The 22,245-nt window shown below is 71.5% G+C and carries 23 protein-coding genes and 1 riboswitch; of the genes, 11 read left to right on the top strand and 12 right to left on the bottom strand.

The features are described 5' to 3' along the window. The first annotated feature begins 72 nt into the window (after positions 1–72). A complete protein-coding gene (locus ACH4U7_RS24530; RefSeq protein ID WP_398529983.1) occupies positions 73–2,064 on the top strand; it encodes a hypothetical protein in 1,992 nt (663 codons plus the stop codon). A gap of 34 nt (positions 2,065–2,098) precedes the next feature. On the opposite strand, the gene ACH4U7_RS24525 is transcribed toward ACH4U7_RS24530, so the two are convergent. Then, positions 2,099–2,818 (bottom strand): copper homeostasis protein CutC, encoded by a 720-nt coding sequence (locus tag ACH4U7_RS24525; protein ID WP_398529982.1) that lies wholly within the window; start codon positions 2,816–2,818, stop codon positions 2,099–2,101. Positions 2,819–2,876: 58 nt separating this feature from the next. Between ACH4U7_RS24525 and ACH4U7_RS24520 the strand changes: the two genes are divergently transcribed. Continuing rightward, entirely contained in the window at positions 2,877–3,542 is a 666-nt protein-coding gene (locus tag ACH4U7_RS24520; RefSeq protein ID WP_398529981.1) for a hypothetical protein, read from the top strand. Positions 3,543–3,639: 97 nt separating this feature from the next. Here the strand turns inward: ACH4U7_RS24520 and ACH4U7_RS24515 are convergent, their stop codons facing one another. Together ACH4U7_RS24515 and ACH4U7_RS24510 are read right to left on the bottom strand one after the other, a co-directional pair. After that, positions 3,640–3,867: a DUF397 domain-containing protein gene (locus ACH4U7_RS24515; protein ID WP_398529980.1), complete on the bottom strand. Its 228-nt coding sequence runs from the start codon at positions 3,865–3,867 to the stop codon at positions 3,640–3,642. Beyond that, complete coding sequence (locus ACH4U7_RS24510; protein WP_398529979.1) at positions 3,864–4,241, bottom strand: DUF5753 domain-containing protein; 378 nt, start codon at positions 4,239–4,241, stop codon at positions 3,864–3,866. The genes ACH4U7_RS24515 and ACH4U7_RS24510 overlap by 4 nt, the downstream gene beginning before the upstream one ends. Before the next feature lie 74 nt (positions 4,242–4,315). Between ACH4U7_RS24510 and ACH4U7_RS24505 the strand changes: the two genes are divergently transcribed. Both ACH4U7_RS24505 and ACH4U7_RS24500 read left to right on the top strand, forming a co-directional pair. Beyond that, entirely contained in the window at positions 4,316–4,768 is a 453-nt protein-coding gene (locus tag ACH4U7_RS24505; protein ID WP_398529978.1) for a phosphatase PAP2 family protein, read from the top strand. A 239-nt stretch (positions 4,769–5,007) separates the two neighbouring features. Beyond that, the gene (locus tag ACH4U7_RS24500; protein ID WP_398529977.1) at positions 5,008–5,523 is read left to right on the top strand and encodes a GNAT family N-acetyltransferase; all 516 of its coding nucleotides are present in this window, start codon (positions 5,008–5,010) and stop codon (positions 5,521–5,523) included. 57 nt (positions 5,524–5,580) lie between these two features. Here the strand turns inward: ACH4U7_RS24500 and ACH4U7_RS24495 are convergent, their stop codons facing one another. Then, positions 5,581–5,754 carry a hypothetical protein gene (locus ACH4U7_RS24495; RefSeq protein ID WP_398529976.1) on the bottom strand — a complete coding sequence of 58 codons (174 nt, stop codon included), beginning with the start codon at positions 5,752–5,754 and terminating at the stop codon, positions 5,581–5,583. A 129-nt stretch (positions 5,755–5,883) separates the two neighbouring features. Here ACH4U7_RS24495 and ACH4U7_RS24490 point away from each other — a divergent pair, with 129 nt between their 5' ends. Further along, entirely contained in the window at positions 5,884–7,146 is a 1,263-nt protein-coding gene (locus ACH4U7_RS24490; RefSeq protein ID WP_398530233.1) for a Cmx/CmrA family chloramphenicol efflux MFS transporter, read from the top strand. A gap of 152 nt (positions 7,147–7,298) precedes the next feature. Here the strand turns inward: ACH4U7_RS24490 and ACH4U7_RS24485 are convergent, their stop codons facing one another. After that, positions 7,299–7,661, bottom strand: a complete 363-nt coding sequence (locus ACH4U7_RS24485; protein WP_398529975.1) for a hypothetical protein — start codon at positions 7,659–7,661, stop codon at positions 7,299–7,301. Between the two features lie 97 nt (positions 7,662–7,758). Here ACH4U7_RS24485 and ACH4U7_RS24480 point away from each other — a divergent pair, with 97 nt between their 5' ends. Continuing rightward, the gene (locus ACH4U7_RS24480) at positions 7,759–8,688 is read left to right on the top strand and encodes a MurR/RpiR family transcriptional regulator (RefSeq protein ID WP_398529974.1); all 930 of its coding nucleotides are present in this window, start codon (positions 7,759–7,761) and stop codon (positions 8,686–8,688) included. 95 nt (positions 8,689–8,783) lie between these two features. Then, complete coding sequence (murQ, locus tag ACH4U7_RS24475) at positions 8,784–9,719, top strand: N-acetylmuramic acid 6-phosphate etherase (RefSeq protein WP_398529973.1); 936 nt, start codon at positions 8,784–8,786, stop codon at positions 9,717–9,719. A 103-nt stretch (positions 9,720–9,822) separates the two neighbouring features. On the opposite strand, the gene groL is transcribed toward murQ, so the two are convergent. The 4 genes from groL to thrC all read right to left on the bottom strand — a co-directional run bounded on the left by groL (position 9,823) and on the right by thrC (position 14,121). Then, positions 9,823–11,448: a chaperonin GroEL gene (gene groL, locus ACH4U7_RS24470; RefSeq protein WP_358630045.1), complete on the bottom strand. Its 1,626-nt coding sequence runs from the start codon at positions 11,446–11,448 to the stop codon at positions 9,823–9,825. Positions 11,449–11,787: 339 nt separating this feature from the next. Beyond that, entirely contained in the window at positions 11,788–11,994 is a 207-nt protein-coding gene (locus ACH4U7_RS24465; protein ID WP_009716982.1) for a cold-shock protein, read from the bottom strand. A gap of 445 nt (positions 11,995–12,439) precedes the next feature. Further along, positions 12,440–12,718 (bottom strand): MoaD/ThiS family protein, encoded by a 279-nt coding sequence (locus tag ACH4U7_RS24460; RefSeq protein WP_398529972.1) that lies wholly within the window; start codon positions 12,716–12,718, stop codon positions 12,440–12,442. Positions 12,719–12,807: 89 nt separating this feature from the next. Beyond that, positions 12,808–14,121: a threonine synthase gene (gene thrC / locus ACH4U7_RS24455; protein ID WP_398529971.1), complete on the bottom strand. Its 1,314-nt coding sequence runs from the start codon at positions 14,119–14,121 to the stop codon at positions 12,808–12,810. A 17-nt stretch (positions 14,122–14,138) separates the two neighbouring features. After that, positions 14,139–14,283: riboswitch (SAM riboswitch) on the bottom strand. A gap of 168 nt (positions 14,284–14,451) precedes the next feature. On the opposite strand from thrC, the gene ACH4U7_RS24450 reads away from it, so the two are divergent. Both ACH4U7_RS24450 and ACH4U7_RS24445 read left to right on the top strand, forming a co-directional pair. Next, on the top strand, positions 14,452–15,399 hold the full coding sequence (locus tag ACH4U7_RS24450; protein ID WP_398530232.1) for a glucosyl-3-phosphoglycerate synthase: 948 nt from the start codon (positions 14,452–14,454) through the stop codon (positions 15,397–15,399). Between the two features lie 92 nt (positions 15,400–15,491). Beyond that, entirely contained in the window at positions 15,492–16,952 is a 1,461-nt protein-coding gene (locus tag ACH4U7_RS24445; protein WP_398529970.1) for a trehalose-6-phosphate synthase, read from the top strand. Between the two features lie 72 nt (positions 16,953–17,024). Here ACH4U7_RS24445 and otsB read toward each other — a convergent pair whose 3' ends face one another. The 3 genes from otsB to ACH4U7_RS24430 form a co-directional block, all read right to left on the bottom strand. After that, a complete protein-coding gene (gene otsB / locus ACH4U7_RS24440; protein WP_398529969.1) occupies positions 17,025–17,876 on the bottom strand; it encodes a trehalose-phosphatase in 852 nt (283 codons plus the stop codon). A 219-nt stretch (positions 17,877–18,095) separates the two neighbouring features. After that, entirely contained in the window at positions 18,096–18,314 is a 219-nt protein-coding gene (locus tag ACH4U7_RS24435; RefSeq protein WP_043490648.1) for a DUF3263 domain-containing protein, read from the bottom strand. Between the two features lie 143 nt (positions 18,315–18,457). Then, positions 18,458–19,738 carry an extracellular solute-binding protein gene (locus ACH4U7_RS24430; protein ID WP_398529968.1) on the bottom strand — a complete coding sequence of 427 codons (1,281 nt, stop codon included), beginning with the start codon at positions 19,736–19,738 and terminating at the stop codon, positions 18,458–18,460. Positions 19,739–20,023: 285 nt separating this feature from the next. On the opposite strand from ACH4U7_RS24430, the gene ACH4U7_RS24425 reads away from it, so the two are divergent. Continuing rightward, entirely contained in the window at positions 20,024–20,962 is a 939-nt protein-coding gene (locus tag ACH4U7_RS24425) for an ROK family protein (RefSeq protein ID WP_398529967.1), read from the top strand. Then, positions 20,962–22,167, top strand: coding sequence for an N-acetylglucosamine-6-phosphate deacetylase (gene nagA / locus ACH4U7_RS24420; protein WP_398529966.1), 1,206 nt, complete (start codon positions 20,962–20,964; stop codon positions 22,165–22,167). Before ACH4U7_RS24425 ends, nagA begins: the two co-directional genes overlap by 1 nt. Positions 22,168–22,245: the final 78 nt, after the last annotated feature.

Genomic DNA, 22,245 nt, shown 5'->3' with positions numbered 1-22,245 from the left:
ACCGGGACCTCCGAAGTGGTGTGATCGGGTGGTGACACCACGCCACGAGGCACGGGTGGACAAGGGGGACGTGTGGGCAGAGCCGGGCGGCCGCAGGGACCGCCGAAGGGAAGCACGGAAGAGGGGAACGCCCTGGCGGGGTTCTTACGGGATCTCACCGCCGGGATGACCGTACGGGAGCTGGCCGAGCGCTACCGCACCAGCAAGACCATCTGGGGCGAGTACCGGTCCGGGACCAAGATCATCCCGCTGGGTCGGCTCAACGCCGTGATCAAGGACCGCGTCCGCGACGAGCGCGGCCGGACCACGATGCTGGCCAAGGCTCGGCGCCTGTACGAGGCGGCGATCACGGCCGAGCAGACCATCCGCTCGGCGGAGGACCCCGGCGCGGCGCGCCGTCAGGCCGAGGCGGACCGCGCCGAGTCGGAGAAGCTGGTCAAGGCGCTGCTGCAGATCATCACCGCGCTCACGGATCCGGACGAGCCCGTCGGGGCGGGAGCGGACGCGGAGTTGGTACGGCAGCACCTGGCGGAGGCACGCCATCGGCTGGGCGTCGTACGGGAGGTCCAGCAGGCCGCGGAGCGGGTCCTGGCGGACACCCCGGAGCGAGGAGAAGGGGAAGGCCGGGCGCACACGACGGGTGCTGAGGCCGAGGACGAGAACAGCGCAGAAGACCACGATGAGAACCGGGCTGAGGACCAGACTGAGGAACGCCATGAGGACCGCCATGGCGACCGTCTGCCGGCCATATCGGCCCGCGGGGGCGTGATCCTCCAGTCGGCTCTGGTGCACGACGAGATCGAGGAACAGCGAACCGAAGTCGCCCTCCTATGGCAGCAGATCCGCCCGGCCCTCACCGGGTCGGACATCGTCCAGGGCATTGTCCTGGAACGCCTGGACACTCCGCTGACCAGCGCAACTCCCGAAGCAACCGGGGTCGCCGGCAACGCCGACGCCCCTGTCACGGAGATCCGCCCCACGGCCGCCCGGCCGCACCGCCGCCACACCCAGCTGATCCTGGCCGCCGGGGTCGGGGCCGCCGTCGCGGCCGCCACGGCGGGCGTACTCCTCTACGCCCTCCCGGAACGCCACGACGCGGGCCCGGCCCGCACGCTCTCCTCGCCGCCGCAGCAGCCGCCCTCCTCCTCCGGGCCGGCCGCGGGCGGCCCTTCCGCCTCGCAGAGCAGCAGCCCGCCCCCCAAACCCTCCACCTCCTCACCCCGGCACGAGGACGCCCGTCCCGACACCGAGTCCTCGGCGCCCGCGAAGGGCGCGGACGTCACCGACCCGGCCGGCGTCTACGCCGTCTCCGAGGGCGGCAAGGTGCTGCAGTGGAGCGGAACCGGCAAGTCCTGGCGCTCCATCGGCAGCGATGCCGACAGCATCGTCGCGGGAGGAGCCGGCCTGTTCCGGATCAACGAGTCCGACAAATGGATCTCCCAGTACCGTCCGGCGTCCAAGAGCTGGAAACCGATCGGCTCTCCCGGCGCCCAATTCATCCAGCAAGGCAACACGCTCTACGGGCTCAGGCCCCTGCGCGACGCGGTCATGCGCTGGGACCCGGACAAGGACAAATGGACCCGTATTGGGATCAAATCGGCAAAGCTCTACGCTGGCCCGGCCGGACTGTTCTCCACCAACCCGGACACCGGAAGGATCTGGAAGTACAACGGCGCCCCGGACAACTGGAGCGACATCGGCAATCCAGGCGCGGATTTCGCGGTCGGCAATCACCTGTGGGGGATCACCCCCGACCACGCGTCGGTCTTCCAGTGGACCGAACACGGTGACGGGTGGTTCCGAGTCGGCGGCGCCGCCGACAAGATCTACGCCGGTGGCGCCGGGATGTTCATCGTCCGCGAGTCCACCGGACAGATCCTCAAGTACAACGATGAGCCCTTCTCCTGGACCACCATCGGCACCGCCGGCGCCGACCTGATCGTCACAGACCACAAGGTGTACCGCGTCTCCAGCGACCACAAGACCGTCTCCCGCTGGAGCGGCCACGGCTCCACCTGGACCACCATCGGCTCCTCCGCGACCAACCTCGCCGCAGTCGACTGAACGCGCCGGGGTGGCTGCGGGGGCGGCCCCGGAGTCACCCCACCGGCACCACTTCGTCCAGCGCGGCCCGCCACTGATGCACCGAGGCGGTGCCCACGGGCCCGGCCCACCCCGAGGGCCGCGCCGCGCCGCCGATATGGAAGGCGTCGATCCCCGCGGCGCGCAGCGCGGGCAGGTGGTCGAGGCGCAGCCCGCCGCCCACCATGATCCGGGGCCCGCCCGCGCCACGCGCCGCCTCCTCCGCCAGGACCGGAAGCCCCTCGTCGACCCCGGCGGCCGACCCGGCGGTGAGATACGTGTCCAGCCCCGGAAGGCCCGCGAGCTGCTGACGGAGCACATCGCGGTCGGCGGCCCGGTCGATGGCGCGGTGGAAGGTCCACCGGCTCTCATCGAGCCCGGAACCCGCCCCGACGACGTCCGTGAGCGCGCGGATCGCGGCCAGGTCGGCCAGCCCGTCGGGGCCCAGGAAGCCGAGGACGAACTCGTCCGCCCCCTCGGCCCGCAGCGCCTCCGCCCGCGCGCACAGCGCGTCGAGCGCGGCGGCTCCACCGCATGCGAAGCCGTCGGACGCGCGCAGCATCACCCGCAGCGGGAGGTCCACGGCCGAGCGGATCTCGGCGAAGGTCTCGCGGGAGGGGCTGAGCCCGTCGGCGGCCATATCGGTGACCAGTTCGAGCCGGTCGGCCCCTCCGGCCTGCGCCGCGACCGCGTCCGCCGCGTCGAGGGCGATCACCTCGAGAATTGGTCTAGACATGCTGAACAGCTTGCCACACCCCACGCGCCCCGAAACCCGCACCCCGCACAATTGGCCCATGGCCGACCCCGCACCCCGCCACCCCGCCCATGACACCCTCCTCACCCGCTGGGCGACCCACCTCAACAGCGCCCGCGAGCCCGTCCGCGCCCCCTCCCCCGCCCCGTACGGCGAGGACCTCCTCGCGCGCTGGGCCGAACCCCAACGCCGCTACCACACCACCGACCACCTCCTCGCGATCCTGGACCGGATCGACGAGCTGATCACCCACGCCGCCGACCCCGCCGCCGTCCGCCTCGCCGCCTGGTTCCACGACGCCGTCTACCTCCCCGAGCGCTCCACCAACGAGGACCGCAGCGCCCGCCTGGCCGAACGCGCCCTACCCGAGGCAGGCGTGCCGGAGCCCCGCACCGCCGAAGTCGCCCGCCTGGTCCGCCTCACCCGCACCCACGACCCCGCCCCCGGCGACACCAACGGCGAAGTGCTGTGCGACGCCGACCTGGCGGTGTTGGCAGGCACCCCCGACGACTACGCCGCGTACGCCGCCGCCGTCCGCGAGGAGTACGGCTTCGTCCCCGACGACGCCTTCCGCGACGGCCGGGCAGGTGTGCTGCGCGAACTGCTCGCCATGCCAAGGCTGTTCCGTACGCCCCAGGCCCGCGACCGCTGGGAGGACGCGGCGCGCCGGAATCTCGCGACGGAGCTGGCGCTGCTGAATGCGTAATGCGATCGTTTCGCGACCCGGGTCAGACGACATTGTGTGTCCTTCGATCACCGAAGGCTTCGAACTCCCTTGGTGGAGTACCAGCTTTCCCGGCAGGTCAGGCGCCCGAGCACTCTGCGCATATGAGGTCGGAGACGAACGACGACCAGCCCTGTGCTGAGAAGATCAGCGCCGGGCCGTGGGGGTTCTTGGAGTCACGGACCAGGACGGCGTCGTGGGTCCGGGTGAAGGTGCGGGAGAACTCCACGCACTCGCCGCCGTTGGCGTCGCTGTAGGAGGATCTGACCCATTCGGCGGCTGTGAGATCCAAGGCGGCACTCATCATGCGCGGTACTCCTTCGCCACAGCGAGCAAATCGTAATCATCCAGGGCGGAGGCGACCGTCCGAGCGGAGTCGTGCATCCGGCCTCCTACCCTGGTCTCGGTGTAAAGCACCGTGGGAGAGTCCGTGAAGCGCAACACAGTGAAGGGCTTCGCGTGTGCGGCCGGGGCGCCTGCCGAGAACGGCATGACCTGAAGCTTGACGTGCGGTGACGTGGCCGCTGTCAGCAGGTACTCAAGCTGACCGGCCATGACATCAGAGCTGCCCACGACCGTACGCAGGCAGGCCTCATTCAGAATGACCCACAAGAACGACGGCGCGTCCAGCTCGAACACCTCACGCCGACGCAGACGCGCTGCGACCTTGCCCTCGATCACCTCGGCTTCTTCTCCTGGATGCGACGAGCGGAAGATGGCCCGCGTTGCTCCTGGCGTGGGTGGGGTGGGCGGCCGTGCGGCGCCGCAGTGCCCGGGGGATCGCCGTGGTGGTGCTGGTCGGCGTCGGGACCGGCGTCGCGTACGCGGTCAGCGAGGCGCTGAAGCTGGTGGTGGACGAGGAGCGGCCGTGCCGGGCGGTGCGCGGGGTGGCGGCGGTGGCCGACTGTCCGGGGGCGGGTGACTGGTCCTTTCCGAGCAACCACGCCACCCTCGCGGCCGCGCTCGCCGTCGGCCTGGTCGTGCTGCGCCCGCGCCTGGCGGCCGTCGTGTTGCCGCTGGCGGCGGTGGTGGCGGTGGCACGCGTGGCGGCGGGCGTGCACTATCCGCACGACGTGCTGGCCGGCGCGGCGCTCGGGGCCGCCGTCGTCACCGCGGCGGTGTGGTCGGCCGCCCCGCCCGTCGCCCGGGCCGCCGCGGTACTGCTCGAACGGCGGGGGCGATCCGGCGCGGCCTTGGGTGACCGATAAATCCGCTGCCGGATGTCGGATCAAGATCGTGGTACGGTGCGGGAGTTCGTGTTGGATCAGGTTGAGGACGACAGGGAGGGTGAGTTGATGGCCGCGCTGAAGGTCACTGCGCCGCGCAGCGCCCGGACCGTCCTCACGTCCCGGGCGACGGCCTGATCCAGTCACCCGCCTCGCTGGGAGCGTGAGCTCGCGGGGCAGTCCCACACGAACCTCACCATGAAACGGATCTTCATCCCATCATGCGTACCCACAACCAGTGGACCGCCCGTGTCGAGACCGAGGCCGACATCCCGGCCGTCCGCGGTATCGTCCTCGCCGCCTTCGACACCCCGTACGAGGCCGACCTCGTCGACGCCCTGCGCGCCGACGTGTCGTGGATCGAGGGCCTGTCCGTCGTCAGCGCCGACGCGAACGGAACGCCCGTCGGCCACGCGCTGCTGACGCGCTGCCACATCGGCGATACCCCGGCCCTGTGCCTGGCCCCGGTCTCCGTGCTGCCCGAGCACCAGAAGACCGGTGCCGGTTCGGCGGCCATCCGTGCCGCGCTCAGCGCGGCCAGGGAGCTGGGCGAGTACTACGTCACCGTCCTCGGACACCCGGAGTACTACCCGCGGTTCGGCTTCGGCCGCGCCTCCGCCCATGGCATCGGCGTGACCCTCGACGTCCCGGACGAGGCCATGATGGCCCTCACCCTGGACGAGACCCACCCGCTGCCGAGCGGCACCGTCCGTTACGCGGCGCCCTTCGGGGTCTGACAGCCGGCCGTGCGAGGGGCCCGCCTCCGGGCCCCGGCCCCTCGCACGGCTGCTGCCCTAGCGCAGGAAGTTCTTCCACCCTCCGCAGGTGCCGTCGTCCAGGATCGTCCCGTACGTGCCGTCGACGTAGCCGTAGTCGCACTGGCCGTAGTAGCAGCTGTCCCAGAGGTCGGCCCCGACATGCTCTACGCAGAAGTCACGCAGGGCTGCCAGAGTGGTCGTCGGATGCATACGAGAAGTCAAACGACGTCCCCCGGCAGCACGACGAGCCTGCGGGAGGGCGGAATCGGATGTGGAACACCAAACTCCAGGCGGGAGTTGACCCTTGGCATGTCCCCCATTGACCGCGCTCACGTCCGCATGCCCGTCGCCGTCTATGTGCTCGGCCTGTCCGTCTTCGCCCTCGGGACCTCGGAGTTCATGCTCTCCGGGCTGCTGCAGCCCATCGCCCGCGATATGGACGTCTCCATCCCGACCGCCGGGCTGCTGATCTCCGCCTTCGCGATCGGGATGGTGGTCGGCGCGCCCCTGCTGGCCGCCGCCACGCTGCGGCTGCCGCGCCGGACGACGCTGATCGCGCTGCTGGCCGCGTTCGGGCTCGGGCAGGTCGCGGGGGCGGTGGCGCCTTCGTACGGGGTGCTGTTCGCGTCCCGGGTGGTCAGCGCGCTCGCGTGTGCCGGGTTCTGGGCGGTGGGGGCGGCGGTGGCCGTGTCGCTGGTGCCTTCGAGCGCGCGGGCGCGGGCGATGGCGGTGATGCTCGGCGGGTTGAGCGTCGCGAATGTCGTGGGCGTGCCCGCGGGGGCGTTCCTCGGGCAGCACGCCGGGTGGCGGGCGGCCTTCTGGGCGGTGGCGGCGCTGTCGGCGCTCGGGCTGGTGGGCGTGGCCGGGCTCGTACCGCGTACGGAGGCGCAAACCGGAGCGGACCGGCCGAGGCTCCGTGCCGAGCTGTCCATCTACCGTGACCGGCAGGTGTGGCTGGCGCTGATCACCACCGCACTCAGCGGCGGCGCGGTCTTCTGCCTGTTCTCGTATCTCGCGCCGCTGCTGACGGATGTGGCCGGGATGGACGAGGACTGGGTGCCGAGCGTGCTGGCGCTGTTCGGCGTCGGGGCGCTCGTGGGGACGGCGATCGGCGGGCGGATCGCGGACGCCCATCTCTTCGGCACGCTCTACGGCGGCATCACGGCCTCGACGGTCGTGCTGACCGCCTTGGCGCTGACCGCGCACCACGCGGTCGCGGCCGTGAGCCTGGCGTTGCTGCTCGGTGTGACGGCCTTCTTCACCGGGCCCGCGCTCAACGCCCGGATGTTCAATGTCGCGAACGCCGCCCCGACCCTCGCGGGCGCGACCACGACCTCCGCCTTCAACATCGGCAACACGCTGGGCCCTTGGCTCGGCGGGCTCGTCATCGACCTGGGCTGGGGCTACCCGGCCGTGGCCTGGACGGGCGCGGCGCTCGCGGCGGCCGCCGTCGGGACGACGGCGCTCGCCGCGCGGCTGCCGCATCAGGCGCCGGGCACTTCGCGCGTGATCGTCGGTTCGGAGGCGCGGGAACAGGAGCCTGGGAGCAAAGACGGGCGCGACGGTGTCGACCGGCACGACGGCCTTCGGAAGACGGGGTGAGCGGCCCGGTCGGACCATGACCGGGACCGCGAGCGGACGGCGCGGACGGCGCGGACCGCCGTCATACGAGGGCGGCCTCGGTTGCCCAGCAGCGCTGGACAGCGGCGGCGACTGAGCTGAAGTCCGCGCGAATCACCCCCGCGCCGCACCCGTCACACGGTCCCGAGCGCCCCCACCCGCGCCACCGCCACCGCCGTCTTGCCGCACACCCAGTGCGGATCCGGCCCCAGCTCCGGCTCCACGTCCAGCGCGTGGAGGTCGCCGCCCTCCGTGCACACCGGGCACAGCGGCCAGCGGCCGTACCGTTCGAGCAGGGCGTCCTGTACGTCCTGGGCGACCAGCCCGGCCAAGTACGCGGCGCCCTCCGGCCACTGCTCGACCCACCACCTGCGGTGCGCGATGGAGTCCTCGACGAGCGAGACGATGTCCGCCTGGGCCACTTCTCCCGCCGCGAGGTCGGCGAGCACCAGTGCCCGTGCCGCATGCAGTGCCTGTTCGAGCTTCATGAGACCCATTGTCACCTTTGAGCACAACTGGCGCCCGTCGGTCAGCGCGCACGACGGCAGGGCGGGCCCCTTGACGGCCCCCGGGCGCTGAAAATACCTTTCACCGGTGAGTAGCAAGCTGAAGGAAACTTTCACCGTGCCCGAAGCCACTCCACCCGCCCCCGCCGCCCTCGCGGCCAAGGTCCGCACCCTCGTGCCCTCCATGACCCGCTCGATGCAGCGCGTCGCCGAGGCCGTGGCGGGGGATCCGGCCGGTTGCGCCGCGCTCACCGTCACCGGGCTCGCCGAGCGCACCGGCACCAGCGAGGCCACCGTCGTCCGCACCTCGCGTCTGCTCGGCTATCCCGGCTACCGCGATCTGCGCCTCGCGCTCGCCGCGCTCGCCGCGCAGCAGGCGGCCGGCCGCGCCCCGGCCGTCACGGCGGACATCGCCGTGGACGACCCCATCGCCGACGTCGTCACCAAGCTCGCCCAGGAAGAGCAGCAGTGCCTGGCCGACACCGCCGCCGGGCTGGACACCAGCCAGCTCGAAGCGGCCGTCGCCGCGCTCTCCACCGCCCGCCGGATCGATGTCTACGGCGTCGGCGCCTCCAGCCTGGTCGGCCAGGACCTGGTCCAGAAGCTGCTGCGCATTGGCCTGATAGCGCATGCCCACGCCGACCCGCACCTCGCGGTCACCAACGCCGTGCAGCTGCACTCCGGCGACGTCGCGCTCGCGATCACCCATTCGGGCCGTACCACCGACGTCATCGAGCCCCTGCGCGTCGCCTTCGAGCACGGAGCCACCACCGTCGCGATCACCGGCCGCCCCGACGGTGAGGTCGCGCAGTACGCGGATTTCGTGCTCACCACGTCCACCGCCCGCGAGAGCGAGCTGCGCCCGGCCGCGATGTCCAGCCGCACCAGTCAACTTCTCGTCGTGGACTGCCTCTTCATAGGTGTGGCGCAGCGTACGTACGAGGCGGCCGCGCCCGCGCTGGCGGCCTCGTACGAAGCGCTCGCCCACCGGCATGACCCCCGGCCCGGCCCCCGCTGACCGAGCGTCGACCGAGTCGGGACACCCCCCGTATCGGCGGGGCCCCATTCCGGCGGGCCCCGTCACCACCCCGTACCGGAAAGAGCCGCTTCGTCATGACTTCCGCCGCTGAACAGGAACAGCTGCGCGCCCAGCTGGACACGCTCACCACCGAGGCGTTCCGCCCCGAGCTCGCCGAGATCGACCGGCTGGAGACCATCGAGATCGCCCGCATCATGAACGGCGAGGACGCGGCCGTGCCCGCGGCCGTCGCCACCCAGCTCCCGCGGATCGCCGCCGCGATCGACGCCATCGCCGAGCGCATGGCCCGCGGCGGCCGGCTGATCTACGCGGGCGCGGGCACCGCCGGGCGGCTCGGCGTACTCGACGCCAGCGAGTGCCCGCCCACCTTCAATACGGACCCGGACCGGGTCGTCGGGCTGATCGCGGGCGGGCCCGCCGCCATGGTGACCTCCATCGAGGGCGCCGAGGACAGCAAGGAGCTGGCCGCCGCCGACCTCGACGCGCTGGGTGTCGGCGCCGACGACACCGTCGTCGGCGTCTCCGCCTCCGGCCGCACCCCGTACGCGGTCGGCGCGGTCGAGCACGCACGCCGGCTCGGGGCGCTCAGCGTCGGGCTGTCGTGCAACGCGGGCTCGGCGCTCGCGGCGGCGGCCGAGCACGGTATCGAGGTCGTGGTCGGGCCGGAGCTGCTGACCGGCTCCACCCGGCTGAAGGCGGGCACGGCCCAGAAGCTCGTGCTCAACATGGTCTCGACCATCACCATGATCCGGCTGGGCAAGACCTACGGAAATCTGATGGTCGATGTGCGCGCCTCGAACGAGAAGCTTCGCGCGCGTTCGCGCCGTATCGTCTCCCTGGCCACCGGCGCCCCCGACCCGCAGATCGAGGCCGCGCTGGCCGCCAGCGACGGGGAGACGAAGCACGCCATCCTGGCCATCCTCGGCGGGGTCGACGCCCCCACCGCCACCCGGCTGCTGAGCGAGTCGGACGGCCATCTGCGCGCGGCCCTGGAGGCCGCGCAGGCGTAAGAACCGCATACAGCAACGCCGTCGGGGCGGCACCCTGGGAGAGGGTGCCGCCCCGACGTACCCGATGTTCCGGGCGGACAGCCGATCGACGTGAAGTCGTCGATCAGAAGTCCATGTCACCGCCCGGCATACCGCCCGGAGCGCCCGCCGCGGCGGCCTTCTCCGGCTTGTCGGCGATGACGGCCTCGGTGGTCAGGAACAGCGCGGCGATCGACGCGGCGTTCTGCAGCGCGGAGCGCGTGACCTTGGCCGGGTCGATGATGCCCTCGGCGATCAGGTCGACGTACTCGCCGGTCGCGGCGTTCAGGCCGTGGCCCGGGGTCAGGTTGCGCACCTTCTCCACCACGACGCCGCCCTCGAGGCCGGCGTTGACCGCGATCTGCTTGAGCGGGGCCTCGAGCGCCAGACGCACGGCCTGGGCGCCGGTGGCCTCGTCGCCGTCCAGCTCCAGCTTGTCGAAGACCGAGACGGTCTGGAGCAGGGCCACGCCACCACCGGCGACGATGCCCTCCTCGACGGCGGCCTTGGCGTTGCGCACCGCGTCCTCGATGCGGTGCTTGCGCTCCTTGAGCTCGACCTCGGTGGCGGCACCGGCCTTGATGACGGCCACGCCGCCGGCCAGCTTCGCCAGGCGCTCCTGGAGCTTCTCGCGGTCGTAGTCCGAGTCCGAGGACTCGATCTCGGCGCGGATCTGGTTGACGCGGCCCTGCACCTGGTCGGTGTCGCCGGCGCCGTCCACGATGGTGGTCTCGTCCTTGGTGACGGTCACCTTGCGGGCACGGCCGAGCAGGTCGACGCCCGCGTTCTCCAGCTTGAGGCCGACCTCCTCGGAGATGACGGTGCCACCGGTGAGGATGGCGATGTCGCCGAGCATGGCCTTGCGGCGGTCACCGAAGCCCGGGGCCTTGACGGCGACGGACTTGAAGGTGCCACGGATCTTGTTGACGACCAGGGTCGCCAGGGCCTCGCCCTCGATGTCCTCGGCGATGATCAGCAGCGGCTTGCCCGACTGCATGACCTTCTCCAGCAGCGGGAGGAGGTCCTTCACGCTGCTGATCTTCGAGTTGACGATCAGGATGTACGGGTCGTCGAGCGACGCCTCCATACGCTCCATGTCGGTGGCGAAGTACGGGGAGATGTAGCCCTTGTCGAAGCGCATGCCCTCGGTGAGCTCGAGCTCGAGCCCGAAGGTCTGCGACTCCTCGACGGTGATGACGCCTTCCTTGCCGACCTTGTCCATCGCCTCGGCGATGAGCTCGCCGATCTGGGTGTCGGCGGCGGAGATGGAGGCGGTGGAGGCGATCTGCTCCTTGGTCTCCACGTCCTTGGCCTGCTCGAGCAGCTGGGCGGAGACGGCCTCGACGGCCTTCTCGATGCCGCGCTTGAGGGCCATCGGGTTGGCGCCCGCGGCAACGTTCCGCAGGCCCTCCTTGACCAGCGCCTGGGCGAGGACGGTCGCGGTCGTCGTGCCGTCACCGGCGACGTCGTCCGTCTTCTTCGCGACCTCCTTGACCAGCTCGGCGCCGATCTTCTCGTACGGGTCCTCGAGCTCGATCTCCTTGGCGATGGACACACCATCGTTGGTGATCGTGGGGGCGCCCCACTTCTTCTCGAGGACGACGTTGCGACCCTTGGGGCCGAGGGTGACCTTGACGGCGTCGGCGAGCTGGTTCATCCCGCGCTCGAGGCCGCGCCGCGCCTCCTCGTCGAACGCGATGATCTTGGCCATGTGAAGTGGTCCTCCCAAGACGGGGTGGATTGCTCCGGACCGCGCCTGGCGCCCGCGACGGACGGTCTGTCTGCCTTGCGGTTCCTTGCCCCGCACGGTCCGACGGACCTCACCGACCCGATCCTTCTGTCACTCTCACTCTCAGAGTGCTAACGCCAATGATTAGCACTCGACCCCTTAGAGTGCAAGCGCCCAAAGGGCTACGGCGAAGGACTCGCTGGTCATGGGCGTGGGACAAGCCGACGACGGTGATCGTCTGCGGTCACGTCAAAGGGCCCGCTACCCCTGGGGGTACGGGCCCTTTGAACAGTCCAGTCAGCTGCCTCGCGTCGGCGCGCTTCAGCCAACAGCCACGCGGACCATGTCCGCCTGCGGCCCCTTCTGACCCTGCGAGATCTCGAACTCGACCCGCTGGCCTTCCTCGAGGGTGCGGTAGCCGTCCATCTGGATCGCGCTGTAGTGGACGAACACGTCCGCACCACCGTCGACCGCGATGAAGCCGTACCCCTTCTCCGCGTTGAACCACTTGACGGTGCCCTGAGCCATTCCTAACTCCCCTATTGCTGGCCCTTGCGCAGGACCGCACTCCGCGGACCCGGGTCAGACCTCACCCCCCGAGTCGAGGGGGGTGTGCGCCGGAACGCGTCGACCGCCGCTGAATGTATCTGTCCAACTGCCCTGTGCAACAGGTCAATCGGACGAGAATTCTGGCGACGGTCGAACGGTAATAAGTGGCAAATTCACGTGAATTCGGGGCAAGCCGGGTCGGACATAAGGGATTAACCCGGCAATTCACGCGCACACTTCACGCACAAGTTGACGAGTTCTCATATGCGGCCGACGAGGCGCCGACGCTAGGGGATCCCCTCAACTGTATCGCGATTCAAGACACGGAATCGCCCCGTCCGTTTCTATCAGGACGGGGCGATTCCGTTTAACCCGGGGTTATGGATTCCGTTTAAGCCGCGGTCAGGGCGGGGTCAGAACCGGCTCAGCAGCCGCCCGCGACCGCCGGAATGATCGAGACACCGGCGCCGTCCGGGGTCGCCGTCTCCAGGCCCTCCGCGAAGCGCACATCGTCGTCATTGACGTAGACATTCACGAAACGGCGCAGCTTGCCGGTGTCGTCCAGAACGCGGGCCGCGATGCCCTGGTGGTTGCGGTCCAGGTCCGTCAGGACCTCGGCAAGGGTCGCCCCCTCGGCACTGACCTCGGCCTGCCCGCCGGTGTAGGTGCGGAGGATGGTGGGGATCCGGACATTGACGCTCATGCGGGTTTCACCTTCTGTGGGAAGTGCTGCGGGAAGCGAGGGCGAATTCGAGGGGCGAATTCAAGCCAGCTGGTATGAGCCGAGCCAATTCAGCCCAGACCAGCCTCGCGGAACGCGTCGAGACTCGGGCGGATCACCGCCGTGGGCCCAGTCGTCGGAGCGACCGCGTCAAGCGTCTTGAGGCCGTCTCCGGTGTTGAGCACGACGGTGGTGAGGGTGGGGTCCAGCACCCCGTTCTCGAGCAGCTTCTTCGCCACGCCCAGGGTCACCCCGCCCGCGGTCTCCGCGAAGATCCCCTCCGTACGGGCCAGCAGCTTGATCGCGTCGACGACCTGCTCGTCGTTCACGTCCTCCACCGCCCCGCCCGTGCGGCGCGCGATGTCCAGCACATACGGCCCGTCCGCCGGGTTGCCGATGGCCAGCGACTTGGCGATGGTGTTCGGCTTCTGCGGCCGCACCACGTCATGGCCGGCCTTGAAGGCGGTGGAGACCGGGGAGCAGCCCTCGGCCTGGGCGCCGAAGATCTTGTACGGCTTGTCCTCGACGAGGCCGAGCGCGATGAGCTCCTTCAGCCCCTTGTCGATCTTTGTGAGCTGCGAGCCGGACGCGATCGGGATGACCAGCTGGTCCGGCAGCCGCCAGCCGAGCTGTTCGCAGATCTCGTACGCGAGGGTCTTGGACCCCTCCGCGTAGTACGGGCGGAGGTTGACGTTGACAAAGCCCCAGCCCTCGCCCGCCGGGTCGCCGATCAGCTCGCTGCAGAAGCGGTTGACGTCGTCGTACGTGCCCTCGATGGCGACCAGGTCGCCGCCGTAGATGGCGGCCATGACGACCTTGCCCTGCTCCAGGTCGTGCGGGATGAAGGTGCAGGAGCGCAGGCCCGCGCGGGCGGCCGCGGCGCCGACCGCGCCCGCGAGGTTGCCGGTGGAGGAGCAGGAGAGGGTGGTGAAGCCGAAGGCGCGGGCGGCCTCGACGGCCTGGGCGACCACGCGGTCCTTGAAGGAGTGCGTCGGGTTCCCGGAGTCGTCCTTGATGTGCAGCTCGCCGGTCACCCCCAGCTCGCGGGCCAGGTTGTCGGCCTTCACCAGCTTGGTGAAGCCGGGGTTGATGTTCGGCTTGTCGGCCACGTCCGCCGGGACGGGCAGCAGCGGGGCGTAGCGCCAGATGTTGTTCGGCCCGGCCTCGATCCGCTTGCGCAGCCCCTCGGGGTCGCCGGTCGGCAGGTCGTACGCGACTTCGAGCGGTCCGAAACACTCCGCACAGGCGAAAATGGGGCCGAGGGGGAAACGCTCCCCGCACTCGCGACAGGACAGGGCGACGGCGGGGCCGAGCGAGACGGAGGAACCAGCGGAACCGGCAGAACCAGTGGAACCGGTAGAGCTTTCGACAGCTTGCACAGCCATGGAGGCGAGGCCCTTTCTCCTCATCTTCCTCACGGCGCATCTCGCCGCGAGCCGGAATTGGCACCTTCCCTAGCCGGGCCCCGCTTCGCATGACGAATCAGGACTGGCTGGAGGGTTGCCGGGGCTTCAACGGGCCGTTCCCTCTGCCCCTCTGGATGAGCGGTATGACGCCGGCCGAACCGGCGTGTTTATCGCACGGGACCCCCGACATACAGCGGTCACGTGCGCTGTTCAAGACTGTAACCGAAGGCCCGGATGGTTGAGATAGTCGTCCGAAGCGCGAGATGGATCACAGCTGACGCGCGCGACCCACAACAGGGAGGCATGGCCGTGCTGGAAGATGTCGAGCGCTGGCTGAAGGAGCGGTCCTGGTCCGCCGACGACCGTCCGCTGAGGCGCCTGCTCGCCGCCAAGCGCGCCACGGGCCGGACCGTGAGCGTCGTCCTGCCCGCCCTCAACGAGGAGGCGACGGTCGGCGACATCGCCGCGGCCATCCGCCGCGAGCTGATGGGCGAGGCCGCGCCCCTGGTCGACGAGCTGGTGGTGGTGGACTCCGGGTCCACCGACCGCACCGCCGAGGTCGCCGCGGCGGCCGGGGCGAGGGTTGTGCACCGGGACTCCCTGCTGCCCGAGCTGCCGGCGCTGCCCGGCAAGGGCGAGGTGCTGTGGCGCTCGCTGCTGGCGACCAGCGGCGACATCATCTGCTTCATAGACGCCGACCTGCGCGAATTCGACGCCCGCTTCGTCTCAGGGATCGTCGGCCCGCTGCTGACCGACCCGGACGTACAGCTGGTCAAGGGGATGTACGACCGGCCGCTCGGTGGCGCCGTAGGCCAGGGCGGACGGGTCACCGAGCTGGTCGCCCGGCCGCTGCTCAATCTGCACTGGCCGCAACTGGCCGGTTTCGTACAGCCGCTCGGCGGTGAGTACGCGGCGCGCCGCTCGCTGCTGGAGCGGCTGCCGTTCCCCGTCGGATACGGGGTGGAACTCGCCATTCTCGTCGACTCGCTGCACACGGTCGGGCTCGACGCGCTCGCCCAGGTCGACCTCGGGGTGCGCATCCACCGCCACCAGGACCCGCAGGCGCTCGGCCGGATGGCGGCCACGATCTACCGCACGGCCCAGCTGCGGCTGGCCCGCGGGCATCTGGTGCGACCGCGGCTGACCCAGTTCGACCGGGGCGAGGCCGGTTTTGTGGCGCGGACCAGCGATGTGGACACGGTGGAGCGGCCGCCGATGATCGAGATCCCGGAGTATGTGGAGCGGCGGGCGGCGTGACGCCCCGGCCCTCGGCCCTGCCGGGGGCCGCCGACAGGGGCAAGAAACCGCACGCACGTTTGCGCGACGCATGAGGTGGCTAGGTACGCGACATGGCCTCTGAGCACAGTGCTGCACAGGTCCTCGTCGCGTCCAACCGCGGCCCGGTCTCCTACACCCTGCGGGAGGACGGTTCACTCGACGCCAAGCGCGGCGGCGGCGGGCTGGTCTCCGGTCTCAGTGCCATAGGGCCGGACGCCGGGGCCGTATGGGTCTGCGCGGCGCTGGGCGACGGCGACCGCGAGGCGGCCAGGAGGGCCGGGGCCGGGCATCTGGATGCGGGCGACACCGGCGGGCAGCTGGTGCGGATGCTCGACATCGCGCCGGAGGTCTTCGACGCCGCGTACAACGGCATCGCGAACTCGGTGCTGTGGTTCGTCCACCACCTGCTCTACCAGACGCCGCTCGAACCGGTCTTCGGCGCGGAGTTCCGCGCCCAATGGGACGCCTACGAGGCGTACAACGCGGCCTTCGCGGACGCCCTCGCCCAGGAGGCCGCCGACGGCGCGGCCGTGCTGATCCAGGACTACCACCTGGCGCTGGTGCCAGGACTGCTCCGCGAACGGCGGCCGGACCTGCGGATCGGCCACTTCTCGCACACCCCTTGGGCGCCCCCGGACTACTACCGGCTGCTGCCGGACGATGTGGCGGCGGGCGTGCTGCGCGGCATCCTCGGCGGTGACCGCGCCGCGTTCCTCACCGAGCGCTGGGCCCTGGCCTTCGCCGACTGCGCCGCGGCCGTGCTCGGCGCGGAGGTGGTGCGGGACGGCGCGCGGCTGTCCGTGCGCCTCGACGGGCGCGAGACCCGGCTGGGCGTGCACGGCCTCGGCGCGGACGCGGACTTCCTGCTCCAGCGGTCCCGGGCCGCGGACGTCGACGAGCGGCTGACGGCCCTGCGCGCGCAGATCGGCCCCGGGCGCAAAACCGTGGTCCGGGTGGACCGCACCGAGCTGTCCAAGAACATCGTCCGCGGGCTGCTGGCCTACCGGCGGCTGCTGGAGACCCGCCCCGAGTGGCGGGAGCGCGTGGTGCACATCGCCTTCGCCTACCCCTCCCGCCAGGACCTGGCCGTCTACCGCGACTACACCGAGCAGGTGCGGCGGGTCGCCGACGGGATCAACGCCGAGTACGGCACGGAAGGCTGGCAGCCGGTCGCCCTCCATGTGAAGGACGACTTCGCGCGGTCGCTGGCCGCCTACCGGCTGGCGGACGTGGCCCTGGTCAACCCGATCCGGGACGGGATGAACCTGGTCGCCAAGGAGGTGCCGGTGGTCTCCGAGCGCGGCTGCGCGCTGGTGCTGTCGCGGGAGGCCGGGGCGTACGCGGAGCTGGGCGAGGCCGCGCTGGTGGTCAACCCGTACGACATCGAGGCGACGGCGCGGGCGCTGCACGAGGCGCTGTCGATGGGGGACGGCGAGCGGGCGGAGCGTACGAAGCGGCTGGTGACCGCGGCGACGGCGCTGCCGCCCGCGCAGTGGTTCCTCGCGCAGCTGCGGGAGCTGACGGAGACCTGACACCTGGGGTTCGGTGAGGTCTGCCGCCCGCGGCCCGGAAAGGTCTGCCGCCCGCGGCTCACGCGGGGCTCCTCAGTGCCCGATCGCCTGGGCCAGGGAAGTCAGCAGGTCCACGACCCCCGCGGGGCCGTCGACCACCAGGTCGGCGCGCTGGGCCAGCTCGGTGACCTCGGTGCTGCCGCTGCACACCAGCACCCCGGGCACCCCCTGCGACCTGAGCCGTTCCACTGCCGCGAACGCGGCCAGGTCACCCAGGTCGTCGCCCGCGTACAGCACCGCCGTGGCCCCGGTCTCCCGTACGTACTCGGTGAGGGCGACGCCCTTGTCCATGCCCGGCGGGCGCAGTTCGAGCACCAGGCGGCCGGGCTCGACGATCAGCCCGTGCCGCTCGGCGAGGTGGCGCAGCGGTTCGCGCAGCGCCTCGAAGGCGCCCTGCGGATCGGCGGCGCGGCGGGTGTGGACGGCGACGGCGCGCCCCTTCTCCTCCACGGTGGCGCCCACGGTGGCGCCGCCCCCGCCACCGACCGCGGCGAGTACGTCCGGGAGTTCGGCCTGGGCCGCCGCGACGCCCGGGTGCGGGGGCGGGGCGGTGATCTCACGGTCGGCGGCGTCCCAGCGCTCGGCGCCGTAGTGGCCGAGGACCACCAGGTGGTCGAGGCCGTCGGTCTCGGCGAAGCCGCCGTACGCCACGGCGAGGGCGGCCGGACGGCCGGTGATCACCGCGACGGAGCGCAGCCCCGGGGCGAGCCGGGAGAGCGCGGGCGCGGCGCCGGGGTGGGCGCGCGCCTGGTCGGGGTCGGGGACGATATCGGCGAGGGTGCCGTCGAAGTCGAAGGCGGCGATGGCCTCTCCGGGCCGCTCGAGGATCGCCGCGAGGCCGTCACGGCCGGCCGCTGTCGTGGGTGCGGGAAGGTGGCTGCCCATGCGGCCGACCCTATCGCCGTGGGGGTGGGGAAGTGGGGCGGTCCGCGTCAGTGGCCGGTTCCGGGCCGGCGGCCGGTGCCCGACGCCGACATCCGGCGCCGGTCCTGACAGCTCCGGCGGGACAGCCAGGCGCTGCGCGTCAGGCCGAACCGGCGCGCGAGGCGGTGGCGCGGCGGGAGCGGTCGGGGTCAGCGGCGGCGAGGTCAGCGGCGGCCCGCGTCAGCGGCGTTCGCGCCGCGCCGCGCGCACGCGGCGCAGCCGGTTGACGGTCACCGGGTCGTGGGCGAGGGCGCGGGGGTCGTCCAGGAGTGCGTTGAGGAGCTGGTAGTAGCGGGTCGGCGAGATACCGAGCTGTTCGCGTATCGCGCGCTCCTTGGCGCCGGGCCCCGGCCAGCCGCGCCGCTCCACGGCGAGCACGGCCCGGTCCCGCTCGGACAGCCCGGCCGCCTCGTCTGGCGCGACTGCCTCGTCTGGCGCGACTGCCTCGTCTGGCGCTGCGGCAGCGTTACCGGGACCGGCCGCGTGTTCCTCCGCATGCCCGTCCCGGGACGGGCCTTGCCGACCGTGCTCGCCTTGCATCGCTAGCCCGCCGAGCTCTCCAGCGCGTCGGCCTGGCGCTGGATCTCGCTGAGCACGCCCGCCGGGTCGCCGCCCTTGGAGACGACCGAACCGAGCTTCTTCTTCAGGTCCGACTGGACCGTCGCCCAGGACGTCTTGTCCACCGGGTAGAACTGCGCCGTCCCCAGCTCGTCGAGGAACTTCCACAGCCGCTTGTACTTGCGGTCCCCGCGCATCGCGCCGGATGCCTTGGTGGTCACCGGCAGCAGGTCGTACCGGCTGGTGAAGTCGAGCACGTTCTGCTCGCTGTAGAGGAAGTCCAGGAACAGCCCGGCCTGCCGGCGGTTGCCGTTCTGCTTGAAGGCCATGACCCAGTCGGCGACGCCCATGGTGGCTCTGGACTTCCCGTCGCGGCCGGGCAGCGGCGCGGTGCCGTACTTGATGCCGTGGCCGTCCGCCTGCTGCATCAGGGTCGGGTGGCCGTTGAGCATGCCGACCTCGCCGCGCGTGAACGCGTCGAAGACGTCCTGGCGGTTGGTGCGGCCCGGGGCGTCGGGGCCGGTCAGGCCCTCGCCGACCAGCTCGTCGCGCAACCACTCCATGGTCTTGATGTTCTCGGTCGAGTCGATGGTGTAGCTGCCGTTGGCGTCGGCGTAGCCGCCACCGCCGCCGAGCATCCACATCAGGGCCTCGCCCTGCGACTCCTCGGGGCCGAGCGGCAGCCCGTAGGGGATCTTCACGCCGATCGCCTTGAGCTTGACGGCGGCGGCCTTGAGCTCGGCCCAGGTCTCCGGGACCGAGGTGACGCCGGCCTCGTCGAACAGCTTCTGGTTGTAGAAGAACAGCCGGGCGCTGGAGACGAAGGGCAGTCCGTACTGCACCCGCTTGACCTCGCCCGCCCGCGCGATCGACTCGATGAACCCGGCCTGGGTGGGGATGGAGAGCATCTGGTCGGCGCGGTAGAGCTTGCCCGCGGCGGCGAAGTCGGCGTACGCGCCGATCTGCGCGATGTCCGGGGCCTCACCGCGCTTGACCATGTCGGCGACCTTCTTGTCGATCTCGGTCCAGCTGAGGATCGTGACGTCGACCTTGATGTTCTCGTGCTCGACCTCGAACGCTCTGGCCAGCTTGTCCCAGTACTTCTGGGAGCTGTTGGCCGAGCTGTCGCCGTAGTCCGCCGCCACCACCTTCAGGGTGACCTCGCCCGAGCCCGGGCTTTCGTTTCCACACGCCGTCAGCGCGGGCGCTATCGCCGCCGTCGCGGCCCCCGCCGCCGTCAGACCCAAGAACCGCCGACGCTGCACTGCTCTTCCCCACCCTCGTGGATTGACTGTCCTCCTGGCTGGTCCCAGAAGGGTCGAGCGAGTCTGCCCCGCATACCTCCACAGGGTCTACACCATACGGATATCGCTTCGGTATCGAACTTCACCTTTACGCGAATAACCGGAGCCTAGGCGACCCCGAGGAAGTAGAGGCAGGCCCCCACGCCGACGCGGGAACCCACCCCCACTTCCCCGGGGCCGCTTAGTCGACCATCCTGACGGCGAGTGGACTAGACCTCTCACGGTCAATCGCGCCAGACTGTCCCCGTGAAACACGTCATCGCCCTCGATGTGGGCGGCACCGGCATGAAGGCCGCCCTCGTGGGGGCGGACGGCGCGCTCCTCCATGAGGACAGGCGGCCCACCGGCCGCGAGCGCGGACCGGAAGCCGTCGTCGCCACGATCCTCGACTTCGCCGCCGAGCTGCGCGCCATCGGCGAGCAGCGCTACGGCACCCCCGCCGCCGCGGCCGGGGTCGGCGTGCCCGGGGTCCTCGACGAGGACCGCGGCATCGCCGTCTTCGCCGCCAACCTCGGCTGGCGCGATGTGCCGCTGCGCGCCCTGCTGGCCGAACGGCTCGCCGGAACGCCGGTCGCGCTGGCCCACGACGTACGCATGGGCGGACTGGCCGAGGGACGGATAGGAGCCGGCGAAGGGGCCGGCCGCTTCCTGTTCGTATCGGTGGGCACCGGCATCGCGGGGGCCATCGGCATCCACGGACGCGTCGACCCCGGGGCCAACGGCTCCTCGGGCGAGATCGGCCACATCGTCGTACGGCCGGGCGGCCCGGCATGCGGCTGCGGGCAGTTCGGCTGCCTGGAGACGCTTGCCTCCGCCTCCGCGGTGGGCCGCGCCTGGGCGCGGGCGAGCGGCGGCGACGCCATGAAGAACGACGCCGCGGACTGCGCCAGGGCCGTCGAGTCCGGCGATCCGCGGGCGGTGGCGGTGTGGCAGGAGGCCGTGGGCGCGCTCGCCGACGGCCTGGTCACCGGGGTCACCCTGCTGGACCCCGAGGTGCTGATCGTCGGCGGGGGTCTGGCCGAGGCCGGGGAGACCCTGTTCGCTCCGCTGCGCACGGCGGTCGAGGAGCGGATCACGTTCCAGAAGCTGCCCTCTATCGTCCCGGCGGCCCTCGGGGACACCGCCGGATGCCTGGGCGCGGGCCTGCTCGCCTGGGATCTACTCTCCACGGAGGTAAGCGCCTGATGGTCGGACGAACGGCTCCAACGGCTCGAACGGTTCTCGCGGGCGCCCGGGTGGTGCTGCCGACCGGCGTGGTCGAGGACGGGCGGGTGACGGTCGAGGGCCGGCACATCGTCGAGGCGGGCGCGGGCGGAACGGCGACCGGCGGCGCCCAGGGGGACAACAGCGGCCCCGCGCTCGACCTGACCGGCCACTGGATCGTCCCCGGCTTCGTCGATATGCATGTGCACGGCGGCGGAGGCGCGTCCTTCTCGGCCGGCACCCCCGAGGAAGCCCTCACCGTCGCCCATACGCACCGCCGCCGCGGCACCACCACCCTGCTCGCCTCCACCGTCACCGGCGACCTCGACGACCTCGCGCGGCAGGCCGCGGCCCTCTCCGAACTGGTCGAACAGGGCGAGCTGGCCGGCGTCCACTTCGAGGGCCCCTTCATCTCCCCGCACCGCTGCGGCGCCCACCAGCCGTCGCTGCTGCGCCACCCGGACCCCGCGGATGTGCGCAAGCTCGTCGACGCCGCGCGCGGCACCGCGAAGATGATGACGCTCGCGCCCGAACTGCCCGGCGGCCTGGACTCCGTACGGCTGCTGGCCGACAGCGGCGTCATCGCGGCCGTCGGCCACACCGACGCGGCGTACGAGGCGGCGCTCGAGGCCGTCGAGGCGGGCGCGACGGTGGCGACGCACCTGTTCAACGCGATGCCGCCGCTGCTGCACCGCGAGCCGGGGCCGGTGGCCGCCCTCCTGGAGGACGAGCGGGTCACCATCGAGCTGATCAACGACGGCACCCATCTGCACCCCGCCGCGCTGCGCCTCGCCTTCCGCCGCGCGGGGGCCGACCGGGTCGCCTTCATCACGGACGCGATGGGCGCGGCCGGTATGAGCGACGGGGTCTATCCGCTGGGCCCGATGGAGGTCGAGGTCACCGACGGGGTCGCGCGGATCAGCAGCGGCCCGACGGCCGGTTCGATCGCGGGCTCGACCCTGACCCTCGACCGCGCCTTCGCCCGGGCCGTGACGCTGGACGGGCTGAGCGTGCCCGAGGCCGTACAGGCGCTGTCCGCCACCCCCGCGAGGGTTCTGGGCCTCGACGACCGGGTGGGCTCGCTGGAGGCCGGCAAGGACGCCGATCTGGTCGTGCTGGGCGAGGACTTCGGGCTGGTGGGCGTGATGCGCCGGGGCGAGTGGGTGATCGATCCCGAAGTGGGCTGATTCGACACCTCGGTCGGGCGGGCCGGCCCCGGTGGGGGTCTGGGCCCGCCGCCGCCGTTTTGGCATGATCCTTCACAG

It is taken from the genome of Streptomyces sp. NPDC020845, assembly GCF_044334165.1.
Lineage (GTDB): Bacteria > Actinomycetota > Actinomycetes > Streptomycetales > Streptomycetaceae > Streptomyces.
The sequence above is the reverse complement of the archived record's forward strand: the minus strand, read 5'-3'. Positions and strand labels throughout refer to the sequence as shown.

Bases quoted from the DNA above. Each gene is read 5' to 3' on its own strand.
- ACH4U7_RS24525 (WP_398529982.1), bottom strand. From the start codon at position 2,818: ATGTCTAGACCAATTCTCGAGGTGATCGCCCTCGACGCGGCGGACGCG.
- ACH4U7_RS24520 (WP_398529981.1), top strand. From the start codon at position 2,877: ATGGCCGACCCCGCACCCCGCCACCCCGCCCATGACACCCTCCTCACC.
- ACH4U7_RS24515 (WP_398529980.1), bottom strand. From the start codon at position 3,867: ATGATGAGTGCCGCCTTGGATCTCACAGCCGCCGAATGGGTCAGATCC.
- ACH4U7_RS24500 (WP_398529977.1), top strand. From the start codon at position 5,008: ATGCGTACCCACAACCAGTGGACCGCCCGTGTCGAGACCGAGGCCGAC.
- ACH4U7_RS24495 (WP_398529976.1), bottom strand. From the start codon at position 5,754: ATGCATCCGACGACCACTCTGGCAGCCCTGCGTGACTTCTGCGTAGAG.
- ACH4U7_RS24490 (WP_398530233.1), top strand. From the start codon at position 5,884: ATGCCCGTCGCCGTCTATGTGCTCGGCCTGTCCGTCTTCGCCCTCGGG.
- ACH4U7_RS24485 (WP_398529975.1), bottom strand. From the start codon at position 7,661: ATGGGTCTCATGAAGCTCGAACAGGCACTGCATGCGGCACGGGCACTG.
- murQ (WP_398529973.1), top strand. From the start codon at position 8,784: ATGACTTCCGCCGCTGAACAGGAACAGCTGCGCGCCCAGCTGGACACG.
- groL (WP_358630045.1), bottom strand. From the start codon at position 11,448: ATGGCCAAGATCATCGCGTTCGACGAGGAGGCGCGGCGCGGCCTCGAG.
- ACH4U7_RS24465 (WP_009716982.1), bottom strand. From the start codon at position 11,994: ATGGCTCAGGGCACCGTCAAGTGGTTCAACGCGGAGAAGGGGTACGGC.
- ACH4U7_RS24460 (WP_398529972.1), bottom strand. From the start codon at position 12,718: ATGAGCGTCAATGTCCGGATCCCCACCATCCTCCGCACCTACACCGGC.
- thrC (WP_398529971.1), bottom strand. From the start codon at position 14,121: ATGGCTGTGCAAGCTGTCGAAAGCTCTACCGGTTCCACTGGTTCTGCC.
- ACH4U7_RS24445 (WP_398529970.1), top strand. From the start codon at position 15,492: ATGGCCTCTGAGCACAGTGCTGCACAGGTCCTCGTCGCGTCCAACCGC.
- otsB (WP_398529969.1), bottom strand. From the start codon at position 17,876: ATGGGCAGCCACCTTCCCGCACCCACGACAGCGGCCGGCCGTGACGGC.
- nagA (WP_398529966.1), top strand. From the start codon at position 20,962: ATGGTCGGACGAACGGCTCCAACGGCTCGAACGGTTCTCGCGGGCGCC.